This window comes from Cytobacillus sp. (genome assembly GCF_032154635.1).
Lineage (GTDB): Bacteria > Bacillota > Bacilli > Bacillales > Cytobacillaceae > Cytobacillus.
In genome coordinates this window covers 18,727-38,863 of sequence record NZ_JALDXW010000015.1, presented here as the reverse complement: position 1 = coordinate 38,863, position 20,137 = coordinate 18,727, and the positions used below count along the sequence as shown (strand labels likewise).

The window sequence follows — 20,137 nt, the reverse complement described above, 5'->3', positions numbered from 1 at the left end:
ATGTTTATAATCTTCTTAAAAAGTTAATGGAAGCTTAATGAAACCTAAATATAAAACAAGGACAAAAGAAATAATAAATAAAACCCAATAAACAGCCGTATTCTTCCCTTTTACTAACCTAACAATAATCATTTCGATCATAGCAATCACTAGAATGCCGACCAAAGATTTAATTACGTACATCATATCAATATTAATGCTGCTTAATATCCAAATGCCTGTCCCAATTGTGAGTAAATAGAAAAGTCTCAAAATCATTTGTACAACTTTCAAGCCTCTTGCTTTTCCGCTTTTATGTAACCCAAGAGCAACAAAGAATAATATGAGCGTTAAAGCCCAAGTTGTTATGTGTGCATGTATCATTTAAAAGTCCTCCTTATCTAAAATCGATTACATCATATCACATTAGCAAGCAAAAAGTATAAATTTAAGTTTCATCATGCATCTGTTTAATTTTCGATTTTATTATATAAAGTTCCTAGCTGTTCAACCTTTATTTCGATCGCATCTCCTGGCTTTAGGAAACGCGGTGGTTTAAAGCCCTTCCCTACTCCTGCTGGTGTTCCTGTTGCAATGATATCTCCAGGCTCAAGCGTCATGCCTTGTGAGAGAACGGAGATAATCTCTTCTATTGAAAATATAAAATTTTCTGTATTTGATTTTTGCCTTATTTCTCCGTTTACCATTGTTTGTATATCTAGTTTATTCGGATGATTTACGCTTGAAGCGTGTACAATCCATGGACCCATCGGACAGGTAGTATCCAAGCTTTTACCGATAAAGAATTGCTTGTGACGTGTCTGTAAGTCTCTTGCAGTAATGTCGTTAATGATCGTATAGCCGAAGACATATTCGAGTGCTTCTTCTTTACTGATGCCGCGCCCCTTTTTACCAATAATAATAGCTAATTCTCCCTCATAATCTAACTGTTCAGTAATATTCTGATGATTTAGCACGGTTTCATTATGCCCAATTACTGTCGTTGGTGCCTTTGTAAAAACCATAATATGCTCGGGAATATCGTCCTTACTGCCCATTTCAATCGCATGTTCCGCATAATTTTTGCCCACACAAAATATATTTTTAGATGGCTTTGGGATAGGTGCTAATAGTTTAACAGAATCTAACGGAATAAATAGTTCATCCGCTTCTCCGTTCTCTGTCCATGCTTGCAGGCATGCAACTTTTTGTATAAAAGAATCTCCCTGGACAATGCATTCTTGCATTGTGGAAGGAATATCATTCCGTCCGTCTTTTTTTTCTGCTGCTTTGCCTAGCGGCAGAATTCTTGCAGCATCTCCGTCAACTAGCCCAACAAATACATCTCCATCCCATTCTGCTGTCACAAACTTCATATGAGCACCCCTTTTTGATAATTGATTTCTTTATGCTTACTATTTTATCATGAATCGTTTAACTTTCCCGCTTCCATTTCGGCCATTTTAAATAGGTGAAGCTTCTCCATATCCATTCCACAGGCCCGTAATAAAAACGACTAACCCACCAGCGGCTGGCTGCGATTTGAAGAATATAAATAATCACAACCATCACTGTTCCAGTAACGACAGAAACTTTCCCATACAAGCCAAGCCCATAATTATAGAAGATCAGGGTTGAGAGAATAGATTGTAACAGGTAGTTGCTAATTGATAATTTTCCTACGTAGGATAATGGAAAAAGTATCTTATGAACAGCTTTTTTTTCAATCGCCAATGCAATAGTCAGTCCATAGCCAATCGCAAGCAGCGGTCCCCCAAAAATATCTTGCATGTACTCCGTTACAAAATTCTTACCCAAGAGGTATGGAATGAGCTTGAAAATGATCCCAATTAGCAATGACAAACTAGCAAGCCATGTTAAAAATCGCTTATGTTCTTTCGGCTTTTCCAGCCATTTCAGTTTGGCAGCACCACCACCTATTAGAAATAATGGAAAGATAGAAATAAACATAAAAGGTGCGGTTTCAAGATTATTTGTTTCATACCAGTCACTGATTCTCTGAATATTAATTTCAGCAAAGCTGCCATTTTGATAAATTTGCATCGCTTTTTCCGCAAGTTCTGGGTTGTACAATGTGATTTCCTCTGCTGGAGCAACTAGTAGGCTAACAAATAATAAAAGAGAAAAAAGCAGATTAGGAATAATATATAATAAGATCCCCGTTATAATTAAATGACGCCCCTTCATGCGAATAAATAAGAGAAAAAGAGAGCCCATAATTGCATATGTGATTAAAATATCCCCGTGCCAAATAAAACATGCATGCAGAATACCAATTATTAGCAAGAAGAATAATCGTCTAACTCCGATCCAGCCGAACGAAATCCCTCTGATTTTCGACCTTTCCCACATAATCACTAATCCATAGCCGAACAATAGTGAAAAGAGCGTATAAAAACTCGCCTGTACAAAAATATCAATAAACGTATATATTGCCTTGTCTGCAGTACCGCTCCACCATTCATATGGATCAAAATTCGGGAACGGGGAGTGAAATGTTAGCATATTAACAAGAAAAATCCCTAAAATTGCAAAGCCCCTCATAATATCTAAAGAAGTAATTCTTTCCTGTTCAGAAATTGAACGTAATGATTGATTCATTGTACCCTCCTGCTTTCAAAATATTGCCATTGAGCTTATCATAGGTGATAAATCTTTCTTTTGTCTAGCCTTTCAAAAGCATTTACATAACTTTTATTGGGCGATATTATCACATTCTTTTATTAGGCACATAGGATAAAGAAGAGCGATATTTAATTTTTAGAAGGGTGTTTTTTGGAGCACAATCATTTTAATTTGAAGGGTGTCAATTATGCCAGCTATCGTTGGAGTTGCACAAGTTATATCTGTTGGGAGCAGTGCTATTTTTAATATTGGGGATGTATATAAAATAATGCCAATTTCTACTGCAAAAACCTTTTCAGGTGCTGGTTCTTTCAATACAGGAGATGGGTTGAAGGTATATAATCATTTAAGCACAACGAACACATATGATTCAGATAATATTGATCAGGGAATATGGTTAAATGCTTAATGTAAAAGGTGATGTTCATGAATTATTATATTCAGCAATCCATTCATATTAATTTAATCCGAATCGAAGGAATTTCAAATTCTTCCGTTTTGCAGATTGGCAGTGCAGGAATAATCAAGCCTTCCTCTTATCTCTATAACACTGGCGGTTTTACTGAACCAGCTCCTGAAGCTAAACCTCCAATTCCAGGAGATTTAGCTTCTACACCAGCTGTACCCTTACAAACCCCCTAATACCTAACTGTAAATCAAGGTTCTGGGCACCGCTTGTTGAATAATTTTTGGATTAGGGGGACATAATTTCTTGATTTGATCAAAATTAATATAAAGAATGAGAAAAATGGGGTGGTACATTTGAGTCAGGAATTTTATTCTTATCTTCAAGGATTACATTCTTTTGTGGAGACACAGGAAAGAAGAATCCAACAATTAGAAAAATCGGTTCATGAACTGCAGAAAGAAATAAAATCCCTTAAAGAAAGGCCTCCTATAAACATCGAAAGAATTGATTATAAATTTGATCAGCTCAAGGTTGAAACATTAGAGGGAACATTAAATATCGGTTTAAATCCAAGTGATTTAAACAATATCGATGATTTCGTTGTTGATAACCAGAATATGACTGCGCAGGTCTCCCCCCAAAAATTTATGAAAAAAGCAATGGAGATTGAAGATGAAATGTATCGGTACTTAGAAAGGGATTTACCGGATGTCGTCGCTGAGGTACAAAGGAGTTTACATGTTCCTGAAGATGAATCCTATCTCCTTTTCATAAAAGAAGATATTAAAAAACAGCTGCCAAACAGAATTGATCACTATCTTAAACAGTATGATGCTGCCTCAGATCAAAATCATGAACAGGATCGAAGCAGCTTGAATGAAAGAGTAATCAATCAGCTTAAAATTGAAATTCGCAATGGTGTTCATGCTTTTATTACCCACTTGCCCGAACATGTGAAAGGGATGAATAAGGAATGAATTTTCACGTCTATAACAGAGACCTTTGTGTTGGAAGCATTCGAATAATTGGTGTAGCTAGTTCTTCTTTGTTAATGGTTGGAGATACACAAACCATTCAGCTAGCCTCTGTCTTTGATACACCCCCAGAGTCATTAATTATCGGACCTTTTGTTCCATTGACACCGAAGTGATCCCCATGCTGCAGCGAACTTCAGTGGTTAATAATATTAAAACTGATACTTTATCCTTCTCATCCATATTGGAAATTGGAGATTCAACCTTTATACAGGGATTCTCCCGAGCCATTGCTGTACAGAGAGAGGCAGAAGCTTTTTTTGGAAATGAAGCTGATTTTAAGTCTTACTCCGCTTTTCAAATCCCAATCCCTTTCTCGCCCATTTCCGCAAACATCTCGATGCATACACAGCAGCTAAGCCCAATTATAAAGGTACAGAATATTGATATCATCGGTGTGTCAGCTTCCTCTATTTTACAAATCGGCAGCTCTAACCATATATCAATGGAGGCGAGAGTTGAGCATATTCGTCAGCTTCTCCCCGACTATACCGATAAAAAATAAATTGCAAAACTAAAGTAAAAAAGGATGGAATGCCATGCCAGCTATTACCGGACCTGTGCAAATTATTAATGTTAGTGGGGGCGTTGTCCAATTTGGAGATTCCGCTTTTATCTCTCCGAAGAGCAGTTTAAAAGTAGTTTCTGGCCAAGGTGCATCAAATACGGGTGGATTCATAATTACTAATAACGGCCTTAATGCAAGCAATGTACTTGATACAAACCTTATTGATCAGCCTATAGTAGGAAATAACTAAGGATAAAAAAGACCGGCTGGTAGGAATGTTCCACACCGGTCTTTTAAATGTTTTTAAATATATTACATACGTATTATATGAGCACCATCAAAGAAGAACAAATACTTTTCATTTATTTGTCTTTTTAAAATTTTTTCCAGCGCCCTTCCATACATTTCAATCTGAACCCGATATCGTTCCTCAAGTATAGGCTTTGCCTCAGCAAAACCGCCTTTAAAACGGTCCGTAATTCCATCTGTTTTATAATCAAGCAGAACCAGGCCATGCTCATCTTGAAAAACACAGTCAATAATCCCTTGAATTAACACAGGCTCATTTGGTCCCTTCCAATCAGGATACATTTCACTTGCTGGAAAAGCTAAACTAAAAGGAATTTCTCGATTAATTACATTTGCCCTAGCAAGTCGATGCCCTAAATCTGTTTCAAAAAACATCATAATTTGCTCAGCATCAATTCCTTCTCGCTGTTCTTCTGTTAAAAGTTCCTTTAGGACCATTTCATCCATTTTCGCATGAAGTGAGTCCACTGTGACCGATTCTCGAAGATCGATATGCTGCATAACCATATGCATAGCTGTTCCCCGTTCAGCAGGCGTTAATGACTTTTCCTGCATAAACCTTGGCCGATTGAAAATCGGCTTTTGGAATTTACGGATCACTTCTGTCCCGCTCTCTTCGGCAGAAAATATTTCCTTTAGCCTCTTTACTTCGGATACAGATTGTTTGGAACGGAAGTGTGATGCGGCTATTTCTGGGTATTTCCATGAAAGCTGCTCCTCCACTGTATCCTTCCATTCAGATTGAACGGAGACTAATTCCCCTGCATAAACTTTTTCGAGCAAATCCTCCTTTTCAATAAGAGCTTCTTCTTTTATTATTGCCGCTTCTTCTGTATTCAAAATGGATATCCCCCAGCTTGATGGGTGGTTAGTAATATCTGCAGGAACAAGCGATCCTGCTGGGGAAGGATCCAATCTTAATAGATGGCAATCCTTATGCCTAACAAGAGACGGACCAATCCAATCAATATAACTATTTGCTGATGATCGGTCATATTCATTTAAAAGCCATTCCCGATGATCGGTCATTTTCGTCCATTGATTCAATTTCTTCGCCGCGCTCTTCACGGAGGAAACGAGATATAACTTTTCCTTTGCTCTTGTTAAAGCAACATATAAAACACGCATTTCTTCCGCCAGCATCTCCATTTTCTTTTTTCTCTTAAATGCTAGCTGAGGAAGTGAAGGAAATGAGATTCTTTTCTCAGCGTTTACATACTTTACTGCCAAGCCAAAATCCTTGTCAAGCATATAAGCTTTCTTCAGATCCATTGTATTGAAATTACGGGCAAGTCCAGCAATGAATACGAAAGGAAATTCTAGTCCTTTACTGCTATGAATAGTCATTAAACGGACAACATCCTCTTGTTCTCCCAACGCACGAGCCGCTCCAAGATCATCTCCACGATCACGCATTCGCTCAATGAATCTCAAAAAACGAAACAGTCCTCTAAAGGAAGTTGCCTCATATTGCCTTGCCCGATCATAGAGAGCTCGCAAATTCGCTTGTCTTTGCTTTCCTCCAGGCATTCCGCCAACAAAATCGTAAAATTTCGTTTCCCTGAACAGCTGCCAAATAAGCTCAGAAAGAGACCCTTGCCTTGCAAGCACACGCCATTCCTTTAATTGATCAAAAAATGGACGAATCTTTTCAGCTATTTCTTCCATTTCAAATGAAGGCTTGTTCGTGCAAAAGGCAGTCAATGCTTCATAGAATGAGCCTTTCTTGTTTTGAATCCTTATTTGTGCTAATTCTCTCTCTGTTAGCCCAACAATAGGAGACCGGAGAACAGCAGCTAGCGGGATATCCTGATAAGGGTTATCGATAATCTTCAACAGTGACATCATAATCGACACTTCTGTTGCCTCAAAATAACCTGTTGAAAGATTGGCGTATACCGGTATGCCCTGTTGCTTGAATTCCTCCATAATTTGCGGGGCCCATGTCATCGAACGAAGCAAAATAACAATATCTCGATACATCACAGGACGGCCTGACTTTGTTTTCGGATTGTATACTTCCTTTCTCTCCGCAATAATTTCTTTTATTTTCGAAGCCATGTATCTTGCTTCCAGCTGGGATTGAGCAAGGTCTGCTGCATCAAAACCTTCCTGATCTAATGCTTCCTCCCTATCCTCCTCATCTTTTCCCTCCAAATCAATGATAGCCAATTCAACAGGAAAGGATTCTTCTTCAGGGTATGACGCTCCTTTTACTAGCTCCGCCGCATCATCATAGTCAATTTCCCCAACAGTTGTACCCATAATTTGCTTGAAAATATAATTCGTTCCGTAAAGCACCTCTTTGCGGCTTCGAAAATTTCTGGCCAAATCTATTTTTAAACCTGTTTCCTCACCAGTTGGAGTAAATCGAGTATACTTTCCTAAAAATAAATTCGGTTCTGCCAGCCGAAAACGATAAATTGACTGCTTCACATCGCCTACCATAAAGAGGTTGCCTTCATGTTCTAAATCTTTTGTTACCAATTGAAGAATGGCCTCCTGTACCATATTCGTATCCTGGTATTCATCAACAAACACTTCTTTAAATTGCTCTCTGCAAGCAATTGCAGCAGCTGATGGAATCATTAGGCCTTCTTCATTTCGCATTGAAAGAATTTCTAAACAGTAATGTTCAAGATCCGCAAAGTCTACAAGCCCTTTTTCCGCTTTCACTTGCGTAAAACGGATAGAAAAAGCCTTAACTAAAAGCACTAGCCCCTCGATATATTTCTTCATCTCTGCCATATCACGGATAAAACTTTCTGGTTTCCGCAAGAAAAGCTCGTCCTTCATATCCTGGATCACTTTTTTCGCTTGATCCCTTAGCTTTTTTGCCTGATCGATAAGCTCCGGATCATATTCATCGCCTTTACAATTTTTTAGGCGGCCAAATGAGGCAGCTTGAATCGCTGCATATAGAGTGGCCCAAGAATCTTGTTTTGCATCGATTAACGTTTGAACCATTTGAAGGTCATCGATAAAATTCTCAGCTCTTGGAGCAGGACCACCTGGAAGCTTCGTCAGTGCCAGCCCTTGTTCTAATAACTGCTTTGCTCCTTGCAGCTGCAATTCAATATCATTCAATAATGAATGGACAAATGGCAGTTGCTCAATATTTGTCGTTTCACCGACATCATACATTTGAACGATCGAATCTAAATACTGATCAGGTATAGGATTGGCTCTTGCAAAATCATAAAGTTCACGGACAATGTCCTGCAGTGCTAGATCACTTCTATCATTTGTAAATGTATCAACAAGTTCAAAAAAAGCATCATTGCCTTCTCTCCCATACTCCTCTTCAAAAAGCTCTTCTAGTACTTCATCCCTTAAAAGCTGTGCTTCCGTTTCATCTGCAATTCGAAAACCCGGATCCATATCGATTAAATAATAATATTTTCGAATCAATTCTAAACAGAAGGAGTGAAGAGTAGAGATAGAAGCTTTATTTAATAGACTCAATTGTTTTCGCAAATGCACGGATTTTGGATTTTGATCAATCGCTTTTTCTAATGCTTCGCCAATTCTGTGCCTCATTTCCGCAGCCGATGCATTTGTAAAGGTTACAACAAGCAGCTCATCAACATCGATCGGCTCCTCTTCTGAAAGAATTTTATTAATAATTCTTTCGACCAATACAGCCGTTTTTCCCGATCCTGCCGCCGCAGCAACTAAAATATCCTGTCCTTTGGCACAAATCGCCTTCCATTGATCGTCCGTCCATGTTGCATCCGCCGGTTTAGGCGGGATAACCATTTTTGTCATTGTCCATCCACCTCCTTTTTAATCATGTGAATCAATTCATCCTTTTGATGCGGGATTAGCAGACGATATTCATTTGATTCTAGCGATTCATCAAATTGGCAAACCGATTTATAGGAACAAAATGTACAAGGTGTTTTCTCCTTCATTTTATAAGGAGCAATATCCACTTGCCCGCTTGTAATCCTGTTTCCTGTTTCCGTGTATTTGCTGCGGACAAACTTCCGCAAATAATCAAATTCTTGTTTGCTTGCTATCTTTGATCGCTTAGAAATCGATCCATCCTTATTAAAGCCAGCGGAGATAATCGGTGATTCCCCTTTTTCAAGTGTTTGGTCCATCAATTTGATTACCTTCTCATCGCCAAGCAAGAGCCCGTTCATCTTAAACTTTTTGAAAATTTCCTGTTCAATATCCTCAAGGGTAAGCATTTTTGATGTACTGATCATCGGATTATGAACATGAAAATACAAGACGCCGGCTGGATCAGCTTCTACACCGATTAAGTCTTTAGAATGAGCAATAATAATATCCAAATACGTTAGCATTTGAAGGGCAATTCCATAGTAAACTTCATTTATATTTAAATCCTTTGAACTGGATTTATAATCAATTATCCGTAAGAAAGTACCATGAGCATCCTGTGCCTTATCCACACGGTCAATTCTTCCGACAAGCTCCATCTTCGTGCCATTTTTCAGCGGGAATGTCAGCGATGGAAGGTCCCCTTTTGGACCAAATCCAAGCTCCAGCCCAATTGGTGAAAATCCGCTTGATCTCGCATGTTCGCTAAGAATAAATGAGGCCCTGCTGATAATTTTCTCTAGCTTTCTTTTTATATAAAAATGACGGTTTGAGCTTAACAATATTTCATTCTGCAATTTTGGCGCCAGCATTTCGACTGCTTCCTTTGCTAGAATTTCACATTGTTCTCTTGTTATGTCCGTCCATGATTGTTTATCTTTTATTACCGTTTCAGCAATATATTTTAGTGCTGCATGGAATAAATCGCCAATATCTGGCGCCTCAAGACGGAAAACCTGACGTTCCCGTAACTTTAGCCCGTGCTGGACATAATGTGAGAATGGGCAGCTAGAAAAAAGCTCCATTCTTGATACACTAGCCTGTATATGATCACCATATAATTCCTTACTGATTTTTTCATCCAGCTGGCTCGTCCGATTCTCATAATTCAGGCTAGAAAGCACTTTGAGTGCTGTTTTTCGCAAACTCTCGTTTTTTAAATAATAATTATAAATGTCCCACCAAAAATCATAGATTGGATAATTTCGTTTTTTGAGCTGTAATTGAGATGTTAAATAAGAAAGAGCTGTATTCTTATTTGAAGCGTATGACAGCTGCTCTAATTCCGGAAGTTCGGCGGGATCTGCCATATAAAAATGCTGATTTACATTTGGAAAAATATCGTTCATTCGTTTTATATAAGAAGATGGAATCAGCGCTTTTCCTTCTTCATTAGCAAGTGGATAGCTAATGAATAGCGATTCTGACGGTGTTACAAATGCTTTATAGGCTAGGAACTCTTCATCCAGCAGCTTTGTTCGGCTTCCGTAAGCAATTTTCATTCCAATCGTCAGAAGCTGTTCACGATCCTCATCAGCAAATACGCCTTCCTCCGAAAATTTGGCAGGAAGAACCCCTTCATTCAGACCAATGACAAATGCAGCCTTTATATTTGAAAGACGCGATCTTTCTAAATCAGCAACCATCACTTGGTCCATAGCAGGAGGAACTAAAGTGAATCGCATGGATTCCATCCCGGCATCAAGTACATCAGCAAATCTTTTTGTCGATACCGTTTCCTCTCCAATCATTTCGACATATTGATCAAGGAGCTCCATGATCGCATTCCATGCCTGTCCATGTTCTCGGGCTTTAATGAGATTCCCGTGCTCTTCCTCATATACTTGCCATGCTTCTAATTTAGCTGGCACATCTAACTCCTCTAACAGCAGGTAGATCGCTTCACAATATTGCCTACCGGTTTCCGCCTTCTTTAAACGCTTTGAGAGTCTCAACAAAGGAGAAGTAATCATTTCTCGAATATCATTGAGCTCCTGCTCAACTTTCTTTTCGCTATCTGTCTGTGCGATTGCTTCAAATTCTAGCCCTCTAATCCTGCGATAGACCCATCGACTTTTCTTTGTCCATCGGTCCCCTTGGATGCCGTAGGCAAGAACATAATTTTCTAAGCGATCCATTTGTTCTCGTAACACACTTGCTTCTAATTTAACCGGAAATAATAACTCCGTCTTTACCGCCCTAAAAATTGGCTCATACCGCCAATTTCCATTAATAATCTCCAAGCTTGATCGGATAAACTCTACTAGTGGATGATTTAGCATCGTCCGCTTTTGGTCTATAAAAAAAGGAATATCGTAATCAGTAAAGATCGTTTCAATCATGTCATTATAATCTTGGACATTCCTTGTAAGGATAGCTACGTCTCTATACCGATAGCCTTTCATCCGAACCAGCTGATTAATATGTCTTGCCACACCCTCTATTTCTGCTCTTCGATTCACTGCCTGTCCAATATGAATAGCGGTTTCTCCCTGATAACTAACTGCAGGGCGTATATCAAAATTTGCTTCAAGATGTACCAAAGAGGAGTCAGTCCATCTCTTTGGCTCTGTCAGAACAACCTCATTGACGTTTAAGCCATTTCGAACCGCCATTTCATATAGAGTCTGACAATTTTCTCCTGACATGCGAAATAAATGAAGATCATGTGGAGGTGTATGTGTAAATGGCTGGTCTAGTGTAAGCGATATTGTTACTTTTTTACAAAGCTTCATTAATTGCTCGATGATCAAATATTCTTGCGGAGTAAAGCTATGAAAGCCATCTATATACACGACCGCCTTTTTCAAATAATCAGATTCAATTGCTTTCTCTATGAATAAACGGAAATAATCCTCTGAATCTACGTATTTACCAAAAAGAGAATCTTCGAAAGACTGATAGATTAATTTAAGATCATGTAATTTATCTTGAAGTGCCTTGTTTGTGTTTCCTCCAGAGGACAATTGCACCTGTCTCTCGGCAAGCTCTTCTGGCTGAATACAATAACGCTTAAACTCTGTGATCATTTGTTCCATCTGCTGAACAAAGCCATTTTTATCGGCAGCTCGGTGGAATAGCTTTAGTTCGTCTTTTTTCTCTTCTATTATTTTTCGGATAAGCATGCTGATCCCAACACTATTTAAGTGGTATCGATTCATGCCTCCGGTGTCTTGAAGAATTCTCCAGGCCAAACGGGTAAAAGAGTATACTTGGCTCCTAATCATTCCGCCTAATTCTGGCGTTGTAATTAATTTATATTCAGATTGGAACGTCATTTGTTCAGGAACTAAATAAATGATTGGATCGCCCTCAGGTGCTGTTCGCAATTCATCACGAATTTCATTCAAGCAGAATTCTGTTTTCCCGCTGCCTGAGCGTCCAATTAATACACGAACGGACATAGTTTAACCTCTCTTCCTCCCACTTTACGTCTATATCATTTATTTTCTATTTTATCATAGAAGCGAAGGCTTTTTTGTTTGGGTGTTTTGTCTCTTCATGGAAAAGCATAAAAAATAGAAAAAGGACTCCAATCGAGTCCTTGTCTGTTCTATTAGAAAGAAATATTCATTTCATCCATTGGCCAGTATCTTAAATTGACCTTTCCTACTACTTGGTCGATTGAAATAAAGCCAAAGTGACGACCATCCCAGCTTTCAAGCCGGTTATCACCGAGCACAAATAGCTTTCCTTCAGGTACAGTCTCCTCGCCCCACAGCTCAGACAATGTAAAGTCACCCGTTAACTTGCTCCCTAAAGCTTTTTCCCGCTGCTTTTCAAGGTAAGGTTCATCTATCTTTTTCCCATTGATGTATAGTTCATCATTACGGTACTCAACTTTATCGCCAGGAAGCCCAATAATTCTCTTCACAAAATCTTCTTCTTTATTATGATGAAAAACAATTACATCAAAGCGGTTCAATTCTCCAATTTGATAGCTGATTTTATTAACAATTAACTTATTTCCGTTTTCAAGTGTGGGCTCCATCGATTTCCCTTCTACAACATAATTGGAGATGAAAAATGTACGAACAAAAACAAGTATTATTAATCCAATCCCAACTGCCTTAACCCATTCAATGCCTTCATTTTTTACTGACTCTTTCAATTTTACATTCACCAACTTTCTTATTTCTCATAATTCCGCCGTTTTTTTGTACTTATATTCATTTTTATTTCTATCCTTTTACCAACATACCAAAGAATGAAGATGATTGCTCCTACGATAGCCGTCCGAACGGGCTGTGTAATCAGTGACTTAATATCATAACCGATAAAGCTCATCGTAAAAATCATCACCATTTTTCCCGTTAATACAGCTAGCATATACTGGGCAATACTTATTTTCGATAAGCCGGCTACAATATTTACAACGGCAGAGGGAGTGAAAGGAAAGCATAAGAGGATAAATAATGGACCAAAGCCATGTCTCTCTACCCATGCCATCAGTTTTTGCACCTTTGGACTCCTTTTGAGAAATCGCAGCATTCTTTTTTGCCCATATTTCCGAATGAGCAAAAAGACTAAAAAGGCACCTGCCGTTGAACCTATCCATGATAATAAAAATCCGAACCATAGTCCAAACGCATTTGCATTTGCCATGACAAATACAAAGAGTGGAAGAAAGGGCAAAAATGCTTCAACCATTGGAAGCAAGAGCCCCGGCAGCGGACCAAATGAACGATATTTTTCTATCAAATCCATAATATTTTCTAGTGTAAACCAATCTTTAAATAATTCGTAATCCATGTAGAATCTCCTTGAATAGAGCTAGACGATAAGTAAAGTTTATATTTCTAGTATCTCAGCTTGCCTCTTATCCTTTTATTGTACACCTATTTTCCGAAAAAGAATTTTATTTAGTAAAAAATTCACGTATTGCTTGTTTATTTTTTTCAAAGTCTACTGATAAAACAGAACCGATGCCACTTATTCTCTTATCTTGATAAGATCCATCTACTGGAATCCGCATCGTTTCAATGTCACGATTCTTCGCTGAAATGAAATCCTTTCCAATATATAGGATATCCTTTGTATTCATGTTCGTATTGACAAATGGCGTCATCACGCCTACTAATTTAGGCAGCTTCGCCACTGTTTGAAAGCTTATCAATTGATCAGCCAAAGCTTTCATGGTCTTTTGCTGGCGTTCAACCCGGCCAAAATCACCAATGGCATCATGACGAAAACGGACGTATCCAAGCAAATGCTGGCCATCAAGCCTTTGCAAACCTGGCTCAAGCTGAACCCCAATTTTTGCTGACATTGCCTTTTCAACTTCAATTTCTACGCCCCTTGGGAAAGCTTCATCGATTAAGTGTACAAAACCTTCAAAATCTATAATAGAGTAATATTGAATGTCAATATCAAAATTCTCTTTAATGGTTTGTCTCATTAGCTCTGGCCCACCTAAGGCAAAGGCTGCATTAATTTTATGTTTCCCGTGGCCAGGAATATCTACATACGTATCTCTCATAATAGACAGTAATTTGTATGTCCCTCTCTTCGGTTGATATTGTGCCACCATAATTGTATCCGCTCTTGAACCTCCTTTTCCACGGGCGTCACTCCCTAAGAGAAGGATGCTTGTCCCTCCATACGGATCTTTATCGCCATTAAACTCATATTCTACCGCTTGGCTATCTACTTTCTTTTTTGATTCTGAAACGCCTTGTTTAAATTGATAATAGGAATAGGCGAGTGTTCCAGCAAATAATAGAAAAAGAATAAGGACGAATGTCTTCCATTTCTTTCTTTTCGGTTTTTTATGTTTATATTTTTCAGCTCTCATATTAAAAATTCCTTCCTGCTGTTTTAGGTTTATAACCTTCAACAATATATGACTACTTATTTAGTAAAAAAGTTTCTTTTTGTTTACTGGTATTTCTTGTATACCTCATTATCTCCATAAATATCCAATAATTGCAATTGAAGAATGAAAAGATATGCGAAAGTGCCTTCGAGAGTAACTGGCTTTGAGAGCACCTTTTCATTTATTTTTAGGCCGCGTTAAACCCGGCTGTTTATTTTCGCTGCAATCAACAAGTAAAATAATCAACATCCAGCTTTAACACAGCCATTAAAAAAACAAAAAAATCGTCCAACCTGTAAAATGTAAGTGACCAAACCAACATTTTACGGACGAAAGGACGATTTTTATGGGCAATCCAAAGATTACTACTAAAATTATAACAGGCAAATGACGCTTCTTACTTTAGGGACTTATCGGACAGCTTCATTATTTCTATTTCAAATATTCATTAAACCAGTCTGCAATGTAGTTTAAGCGGCTGATTCGCAGATTGGGTTTTCCGCTTCTTGAAAGCTCATGATTGGCCTCTGGAAATCGGATAAATCTAGCTGTTTTTTTACGGTCCTTTAGGGCAATAAATAATTGTTCTGCCTGTTCGATCGGGCAACGGTAATCCTTTTCACTATGAAGGATGAGAAGCGGTGTTTCCATCTTATCCACATAGGCGAGCGGTGAATGCTTCCAGAGTGTTTCAATATCATTCAAACTACTCTTAATTTGCCAATCTGTGAAATAATAGCCGATATCACTTACGCCGTAAAAGCTAATCCAGTTTGAAATGGATCGCTGTGTCACAGCAGCTTTAAAGCGGTTCGTATGACCGATAATCCAGTTCGTCATAAAGCCGCCATAGCTGCCGCCTGTTACACCTAAACGATTCTCATCAATAAAATCAAAGTTTTCTATCGCATAATCCACCGCATCCATAATATCTTCGTAGTCTTTTCCGCCATAATCACCTCTCACTGCATCAACAAAGTGCTGGCCGTACCCATGGCTTCCTCTAGGATTTATGTACAATACGGCATAACCCTGTGCTGCTAGACATTGAAACTCGTGAAAGTACGTATTCGCGTACATCGCATGTGGGCCACCGTGAATTTCAAGAATGAGCGGAACCTTATCCCCCTCTTTAAAATGAATTGGTTTCATCATCCAGCCGTGTAAGTCCCATTGATCTGAAGAGGAAAATTCAATCGGCTCTGCCTCTGCAAGGATGGTTTCTTGCAAAAATGCTTCATTAACGTTTGTCAGCTGCTCTAATTCACCAGATGTTACATGCAGGATAAATAAATCTCCTGGGTGTGATGGCTTGCTTATGGCTACAACCGCACGATCAATTGTTCCGCCAGTAGAAAGTCCATATACATGCTGAGCATCAAGTAAAGCCGGGTATAGCTCTCCTTCTAATGTTCCATAATATACAACGGTATTGCCATGATCTGTAGCTAAGAAATAAAAGCTGTGATTATCCCCCCCCCAAAGAATGCCTGGTGTGACTGCACCCTGCTGGAAATCACCAATCGCATAATCACCAATTAATAAATCAGAATCCCTTGTTAAGCACTCAAGCTCTTCCGCTTCCATGTCATAAATCCAAATTTTTGAGAGTGTTGCATTTTTATAGTCCCTTTCATGTCCTAGCATCCCAATGTATTTGCTATTAGGGGACCATGTTGCACTGCCGAAGGATCCTGTACTCTTGGTCAGCTTTCTTGCTTCTTTTGTTTCTGCATGAATGAGGTACACATCATTTAAGAACGAATGATCCTTTTCCTCACTTAAATCAGCAGTAACTGTCACATATTTTCCATCAGGCGACCATGATTGCAGCTGATAGTCATACTCGCCTGATGTTAGCAGACCCACTTCCTCTGTTCGGATATCAACGAATGCGACCTGCGTGTACTTCCCTCCCCAAAATCCATAGGCATCTGATTTATATTTCATTTTATCCACTTCAAGCGGAACAGGCTTTTTATCCTTTTTTTCTTCGCTTTTATTAGACGATGATAAAGATTCACCGTTTTTTAGTGCCACATTAAAGGCAATTTTTTTCCCATCAGGCGACCATACAGGGTTTGATGCACCATTTGGGCATTTTGTTAATTGTCGGGCTTCCCCGCCCTTTACATCTAAAACATAAATTTGTCCCTTCCCGCTTCGGTCCGATACAAATGCTACCTTCTGTCCATCAGGAGACCATCTAGGTGAATGGTTTCGATTTTCTCCAAATGTCCATTGAACAGGCTTACATTTTTCATTTACATTTATGTAATATAAATGTGACGAATATTTATTCTCCTCTTCTAGCATCACTGTTTCAACAAATACACAATCCCTTCCATTGCTAGCCAACTGGGGATCTGCTACTGATTTTAATTGGTAAAGATCTTCCGCTTGTATCGTCCGTTTTTGTGTCATTATTTGTCATCCTCCTTATGTATGATCTTTTTTATTTCGACACTAGAATTAATTTCCCTGCCTTATTTTTATTTATTTTAAAATTTTGGACTTTTTCTAAAAAGGTGTTTCCTTTCAGTTGATTTTGCCACAGGCATGTTCTTTTTTGCTATAACTACTATGCAGGATAATTAGCATTTTGCTTTAACACAGCCTATCTGAACAGAAGAAATACAGGAAAATCTGACAAAGAATGCCTCTTGCAATTAAAAAAGTTTATTTGTAGAATTAGAACAAACGTTCTTGTTTTGCTTTTGGAAATAATGAAGGAGGAAGGGAAATGACAAGAATCCCTGAGGAAGATCGTAACATACTGGAGCAGGCTATTTATTTACCAATGGTGCTCACGATTTTGAACCGTGATCTGACTGTTATCAATAAGAGCTCTTTTAAACTCCCGCAGCCTTATTTAAATTTAGTTGAGGAAACAATGAATGTTATTCAAAAAGAATTGGCAGCAGTCAAACTTTATATGAGCAAAAACAAGCTTAAGGTACAGCAGCTGAAGCGGGATGAAGCTTTCACGATGTTCCTATTTCTTTATAAAGGTTATGAAGAACAGCACAATTACTTCAACCCACGTATTCGCAACAAAGTGCAGGAGCTGATGGATTATTATTTATATAAGCGGCATACGAGCAGCTACACAAAGAATCTGAAAGACTAACGAGGGAAAGGACGAATAAGATGATATGCCTTTTTAGCCTTTAAAACCTCTAATCCGATAGTTGCTTGCCCGCTCAGAAGCACCTGCACCTCTTGTCCCATTATAAAAGTATAATGCTTTCCGTTCTGATTCCTCAATTCTGCTGATTAGCGTTGTTCTTAATAGAGCTGTTCTTAAAACCTGATTATTGAAGGAATTGAAAGAGACCGGAATAATTTTTGACTGTTTATTTTTGAATTTCACCTCCGTATTGCCCCTATCGACACGGTGGTAAGACAGAATATGCTCGGATGAAATCCATATACATTTTGAGTTATTCGCTGAAGTAGTTGGAAAAAAATAAATGAAGTTTGTGGGGTCAATAGTTATTGGTGCTTTGTGGGTAATTCCAGTTAATTGACGGGTTCCTTCTTTGCGGCCTTCATAGCTAGAACCAAAAAATGTACAGCTTTTTTTAATAATATCAATCGGTTTGAAAGGTGAAATAAACTCATCCTCTAGCTCCCAAATTTGCGAATAAATCTTAGATCCGTATGCCAGTGGCATAACAACCATCGTATTCGGATTAATTTCATATTCATCAATTAAAGAGGATATTTCTCGGCCATTCATTTCTTCAACTCCCCTATATAATATTCCGCCTTCATCATATCAGGTTTGTAGTAGAAAAATTCGTTTTTTTCTAAATGTTAATAATTTGTTCAAAATCTCCTTAAAAATATTTTCAAAAAATTCGAAATTAAGTTGAATAAATCAATGTAACTCCATATACTAATAAAAAGCATTGAGGTGATTTTCATGAATGAAAAATCATACACAGAGCTGATGAAAAAAAGTGCCATGAAAAAGAAGAAACTGAAGGAATCTTTCGTCTTAGATCTTTACATTGACATGCTGCTTTCGGAAATTTTACTCAAAAAAGAAAAAATGAAGCTGATGAAAAAAATTGATGAGGCCATTGATACAGAAAATAAACGAGCATTTATCCAACTATCTAAACAATATCAGGAACTTACTAAGCGCTTTGGAACTTAGCAGATCACGTTAAACCCCCGTCATGGATGACGGGGGTTTTATTTTTTCAGTTTGTACGGCGATGATCAAGGCGTCTCCGCTTTTCTTGCTTTATGATTTATTTCATATTCTTCAAGCATCGAGATCCGTTCGAGCATTGTTGGGTGTCCATACCGAAAAATTTTCACGAGCAGCGGCGGGTTCACTTGACTTAAACCAGCGCGAGTCAATTCTTGGAATGTACCAATCCCTGCATCTGTATCCTTCGTCATTTCGATCGCATATTTATCTGCACGGGATTCCTGATAGCGAGAAACAAAATTAGATAATGGGCTTGAAATAAATAATAGCATGGAAAGAACCATTAGAAACAACGGAAGAGATCGGATGTCATTTACCGCTGGAATCTTAAGGGCCCTCCCCCATTTGCTAACTACATATTCCATAATCCTTGCTGTTAAATACAGGCCAATGAGCGATAGGAGTAAATAACCGGCAATGCCGAAGTAAATATGTTTTTCAACATAATGGGCCATTTCATGCGCCATAATAAATAAAATTTGATCGTCATTCAATCGATTTAACGTTGTATCCCAAAGAACAATTCTCGAATTAGAACCAATTCCATTTACATATGCGTTAAGAGAATTCGTTTTTTCCGCCATATTTACTTCAAATACATGCTCGGCAGGAATATTTGCTTTAGCAGCCAGATCTAAAATTTTTGCTTCAAGCTCTTTGTTTTTCAATGGATAAAAATCATTGTAAAGCGGGTCGATAACAACGGGCTGAAGAAACATCATAAACAATGTAAACGGGACAGACAGCAGCCATGCATAAAGCCACCACCTTTTTCGGCTTTTATGAATGAGCCAGTAAAGAACACCGACAATAATGAGCATCATCCCAAAGTTAACCCAAAAATCGATAAGCTCATCCTTCAACCAGCTGCTAAAGCTTTGCGTTGAAATATTATAGCTTTTCGAAAGAGAATAACTAATGTAGCTGATCGGTGTTGTCGCAGCGAACGCAAAGAGCGAAAGCCAAAAAAGATAAATAGCGGACTGGACAACCTTAAATTTTGAAGACTGCCCTGCCCATTTTTTAAAAGCATTCCCTAGCCCAAGGAGCAGGACAAATAAGTACAACAGCCATTCAAACGGTGTAGCTAGGAAAAACAATAAATTCCTTACTTTTGAATATTCCTCACTTAGCATGAGCTCTCTTCCATTTAAAAAGGTAGCAGGATCAGCCCTTGTGCCTTCATACTCAAACTGCAGACTTGTGTCTGCAAAGTGAAATAAATACCAATAAAAAAATAGCCCATATATGACATAAGCTAGAATTCCGTAAAAGCCAATTTTCCTTGCCATTCCACTCCCCCCAATTTGTACAGCCTTTCAATATTTAGTTTAGTATAAAAAAACATATTTAGAACTACTTG

General features: G+C 38.3%; 19 protein-coding genes. 8 read left to right on the top strand and 11 right to left on the bottom strand.

Features of this window, described 5'->3' with window-relative positions:
- Positions 1 to 15 precede the first annotated feature (15 nt).
- The 3 genes from RUH74_RS12310 to RUH74_RS12300 all read right to left on the bottom strand — a co-directional run bounded on the left by RUH74_RS12310 (position 16) and on the right by RUH74_RS12300 (position 2,601).
- Complete coding sequence (locus RUH74_RS12310) at positions 16 to 363, bottom strand: YisL family protein (RefSeq protein WP_313800608.1); 348 nt, start codon at positions 361 to 363, stop codon at positions 16 to 18.
- Between the two features lie 86 nt (positions 364 to 449).
- Positions 450 to 1,355 (bottom strand): fumarylacetoacetate hydrolase family protein, encoded by a 906-nt coding sequence (locus RUH74_RS12305; protein WP_313800607.1) that lies wholly within the window; start codon positions 1,353 to 1,355, stop codon positions 450 to 452.
- 58 nt (positions 1,356 to 1,413) lie between these two features.
- Entirely contained in the window at positions 1,414 to 2,601 is a 1,188-nt protein-coding gene (locus tag RUH74_RS12300) for a DUF418 domain-containing protein (protein ID WP_313800606.1), read from the bottom strand.
- Between the two features lie 211 nt (positions 2,602 to 2,812).
- Here RUH74_RS12300 and RUH74_RS12295 point away from each other — a divergent pair, with 211 nt between their 5' ends.
- The 6 genes from RUH74_RS12295 (at position 2,813) to RUH74_RS12270 (ending at position 4,826) form a co-directional block, all read left to right on the top strand.
- Positions 2,813 to 3,034 (top strand): spore germination protein, encoded by a 222-nt coding sequence (locus RUH74_RS12295; protein WP_313800605.1) that lies wholly within the window; start codon positions 2,813 to 2,815, stop codon positions 3,032 to 3,034.
- Positions 3,035 to 3,051: 17 nt separating this feature from the next.
- A complete protein-coding gene (locus RUH74_RS12290; protein ID WP_313800604.1) occupies positions 3,052 to 3,267 on the top strand; it encodes a spore germination protein GerPB in 216 nt (71 codons plus the stop codon).
- Between the two features lie 120 nt (positions 3,268 to 3,387).
- Positions 3,388 to 4,011 carry a spore germination protein GerPC gene (gene gerPC, locus RUH74_RS12285; protein WP_313800603.1) on the top strand — a complete coding sequence of 208 codons (624 nt, stop codon included), beginning with the start codon at positions 3,388 to 3,390 and terminating at the stop codon, positions 4,009 to 4,011.
- On the top strand, positions 4,008 to 4,184 hold the full coding sequence (locus RUH74_RS12280) for a spore gernimation protein GerPD (protein WP_313800602.1): 177 nt from the start codon (positions 4,008 to 4,010) through the stop codon (positions 4,182 to 4,184). The genes gerPC and RUH74_RS12280 overlap by 4 nt, the downstream gene beginning before the upstream one ends.
- A 5-nt stretch (positions 4,185 to 4,189) precedes the next feature.
- Complete coding sequence (locus RUH74_RS12275) at positions 4,190 to 4,573, top strand: spore germination protein GerPE (RefSeq protein ID WP_313800601.1); 384 nt, start codon at positions 4,190 to 4,192, stop codon at positions 4,571 to 4,573.
- A 34-nt stretch (positions 4,574 to 4,607) separates the two neighbouring features.
- Positions 4,608 to 4,826 (top strand): spore germination protein, encoded by a 219-nt coding sequence (locus RUH74_RS12270; protein ID WP_313800600.1) that lies wholly within the window; start codon positions 4,608 to 4,610, stop codon positions 4,824 to 4,826.
- Positions 4,827 to 4,888: 62 nt separating this feature from the next.
- Here the strand turns inward: RUH74_RS12270 and addA are convergent, their stop codons facing one another.
- From addA to RUH74_RS12240, 6 genes are all read right to left on the bottom strand, one after another.
- Positions 4,889 to 8,653: a helicase-exonuclease AddAB subunit AddA gene (addA, locus tag RUH74_RS12265; protein ID WP_396230022.1), complete on the bottom strand. Its 3,765-nt coding sequence runs from the start codon at positions 8,651 to 8,653 to the stop codon at positions 4,889 to 4,891.
- Positions 8,650 to 12,138, bottom strand: coding sequence for a helicase-exonuclease AddAB subunit AddB (gene addB / locus RUH74_RS12260; protein ID WP_396230020.1), 3,489 nt, complete (start codon positions 12,136 to 12,138; stop codon positions 8,650 to 8,652). Before addB ends, addA begins: the two co-directional genes overlap by 4 nt.
- 152 nt (positions 12,139 to 12,290) lie before the next feature.
- Positions 12,291 to 12,845, bottom strand: coding sequence for a signal peptidase I (gene lepB / locus RUH74_RS12255; RefSeq protein ID WP_313800599.1), 555 nt, complete (start codon positions 12,843 to 12,845; stop codon positions 12,291 to 12,293).
- Positions 12,846 to 12,865: 20 nt separating this feature from the next.
- A complete protein-coding gene (locus tag RUH74_RS12250) occupies positions 12,866 to 13,486 on the bottom strand; it encodes a TVP38/TMEM64 family protein (RefSeq protein ID WP_313800598.1) in 621 nt (206 codons plus the stop codon).
- Between the two features lie 106 nt (positions 13,487 to 13,592).
- The gene (locus RUH74_RS12245; protein WP_313800597.1) at positions 13,593 to 14,528 is read right to left on the bottom strand and encodes an LCP family protein; all 936 of its coding nucleotides are present in this window, start codon (positions 14,526 to 14,528) and stop codon (positions 13,593 to 13,595) included.
- A 453-nt stretch (positions 14,529 to 14,981) separates the two neighbouring features.
- Complete coding sequence (locus RUH74_RS12240) at positions 14,982 to 16,973, bottom strand: S9 family peptidase (RefSeq protein ID WP_313800596.1); 1,992 nt, start codon at positions 16,971 to 16,973, stop codon at positions 14,982 to 14,984.
- A gap of 319 nt (positions 16,974 to 17,292) precedes the next feature.
- Here RUH74_RS12240 and RUH74_RS12235 point away from each other — a divergent pair, with 319 nt between their 5' ends.
- Positions 17,293 to 17,679, top strand: a complete 387-nt coding sequence (locus RUH74_RS12235) for a YhjD family protein (RefSeq protein WP_313800595.1) — start codon at positions 17,293 to 17,295, stop codon at positions 17,677 to 17,679.
- A 33-nt stretch (positions 17,680 to 17,712) separates the two neighbouring features.
- Here the strand turns inward: RUH74_RS12235 and RUH74_RS12230 are convergent, their stop codons facing one another.
- Positions 17,713 to 18,291: a competence protein ComK gene (locus RUH74_RS12230; protein ID WP_313800594.1), complete on the bottom strand. Its 579-nt coding sequence runs from the start codon at positions 18,289 to 18,291 to the stop codon at positions 17,713 to 17,715.
- Between the two features lie 186 nt (positions 18,292 to 18,477).
- On the opposite strand from RUH74_RS12230, the gene RUH74_RS12225 reads away from it, so the two are divergent.
- On the top strand, positions 18,478 to 18,714 hold the full coding sequence (locus RUH74_RS12225) for an IDEAL domain-containing protein (protein ID WP_313800593.1): 237 nt from the start codon (positions 18,478 to 18,480) through the stop codon (positions 18,712 to 18,714).
- 65 nt (positions 18,715 to 18,779) lie between these two features.
- Here the strand turns inward: RUH74_RS12225 and RUH74_RS12220 are convergent, their stop codons facing one another.
- On the bottom strand, positions 18,780 to 20,066 hold the full coding sequence (locus tag RUH74_RS12220; protein ID WP_313800592.1) for a M48 family metallopeptidase: 1,287 nt from the start codon (positions 20,064 to 20,066) through the stop codon (positions 18,780 to 18,782).
- Between the last annotated feature and the right edge of the window lie 71 nt (positions 20,067 to 20,137).

What these genes read in the sequence shown, in the direction of transcription:
- RUH74_RS12310 (WP_313800608.1), bottom strand. Translation starts at nt 363, where the DNA reads ATGATACATGCACACATAACAACTTGGGCTTTAACGCTCATATTATTC.
- RUH74_RS12305 (WP_313800607.1), bottom strand. Translation starts at nt 1,355, where the DNA reads ATGAAGTTTGTGACAGCAGAATGGGATGGAGATGTATTTGTTGGGCTA.
- RUH74_RS12300 (WP_313800606.1), bottom strand. Translation starts at nt 2,601, where the DNA reads ATGAATCAATCATTACGTTCAATTTCTGAACAGGAAAGAATTACTTCT.
- RUH74_RS12295 (WP_313800605.1), top strand. Translation starts at nt 2,813, where the DNA reads ATGCCAGCTATCGTTGGAGTTGCACAAGTTATATCTGTTGGGAGCAGT.
- RUH74_RS12290 (WP_313800604.1), top strand. Translation starts at nt 3,052, where the DNA reads ATGAATTATTATATTCAGCAATCCATTCATATTAATTTAATCCGAATC.
- RUH74_RS12280 (WP_313800602.1), top strand. Translation starts at nt 4,008, where the DNA reads ATGAATTTTCACGTCTATAACAGAGACCTTTGTGTTGGAAGCATTCGA.
- RUH74_RS12275 (WP_313800601.1), top strand. Translation starts at nt 4,190, where the DNA reads ATGCTGCAGCGAACTTCAGTGGTTAATAATATTAAAACTGATACTTTA.
- RUH74_RS12270 (WP_313800600.1), top strand. Translation starts at nt 4,608, where the DNA reads ATGCCAGCTATTACCGGACCTGTGCAAATTATTAATGTTAGTGGGGGC.
- addA (WP_396230022.1), bottom strand. Translation starts at nt 8,653, where the DNA reads ATGACAAAAATGGTTATCCCGCCTAAACCGGCGGATGCAACATGGACG.
- addB (WP_396230020.1), bottom strand. Translation starts at nt 12,138, where the DNA reads ATGTCCGTTCGTGTATTAATTGGACGCTCAGGCAGCGGGAAAACAGAA.
- RUH74_RS12250 (WP_313800598.1), bottom strand. Translation starts at nt 13,486, where the DNA reads ATGGATTACGAATTATTTAAAGATTGGTTTACACTAGAAAATATTATG.
- RUH74_RS12245 (WP_313800597.1), bottom strand. Translation starts at nt 14,528, where the DNA reads ATGAGAGCTGAAAAATATAAACATAAAAAACCGAAAAGAAAGAAATGG.
- RUH74_RS12240 (WP_313800596.1), bottom strand. Translation starts at nt 16,973, where the DNA reads ATGACACAAAAACGGACGATACAAGCGGAAGATCTTTACCAATTAAAA.
- RUH74_RS12235 (WP_313800595.1), top strand. Translation starts at nt 17,293, where the DNA reads ATGACAAGAATCCCTGAGGAAGATCGTAACATACTGGAGCAGGCTATT.
- RUH74_RS12230 (WP_313800594.1), bottom strand. Translation starts at nt 18,291, where the DNA reads ATGAATGGCCGAGAAATATCCTCTTTAATTGATGAATATGAAATTAAT.
- RUH74_RS12225 (WP_313800593.1), top strand. Translation starts at nt 18,478, where the DNA reads ATGAATGAAAAATCATACACAGAGCTGATGAAAAAAAGTGCCATGAAA.
- RUH74_RS12220 (WP_313800592.1), bottom strand. Translation starts at nt 20,066, where the DNA reads ATGGCAAGGAAAATTGGCTTTTACGGAATTCTAGCTTATGTCATATAT.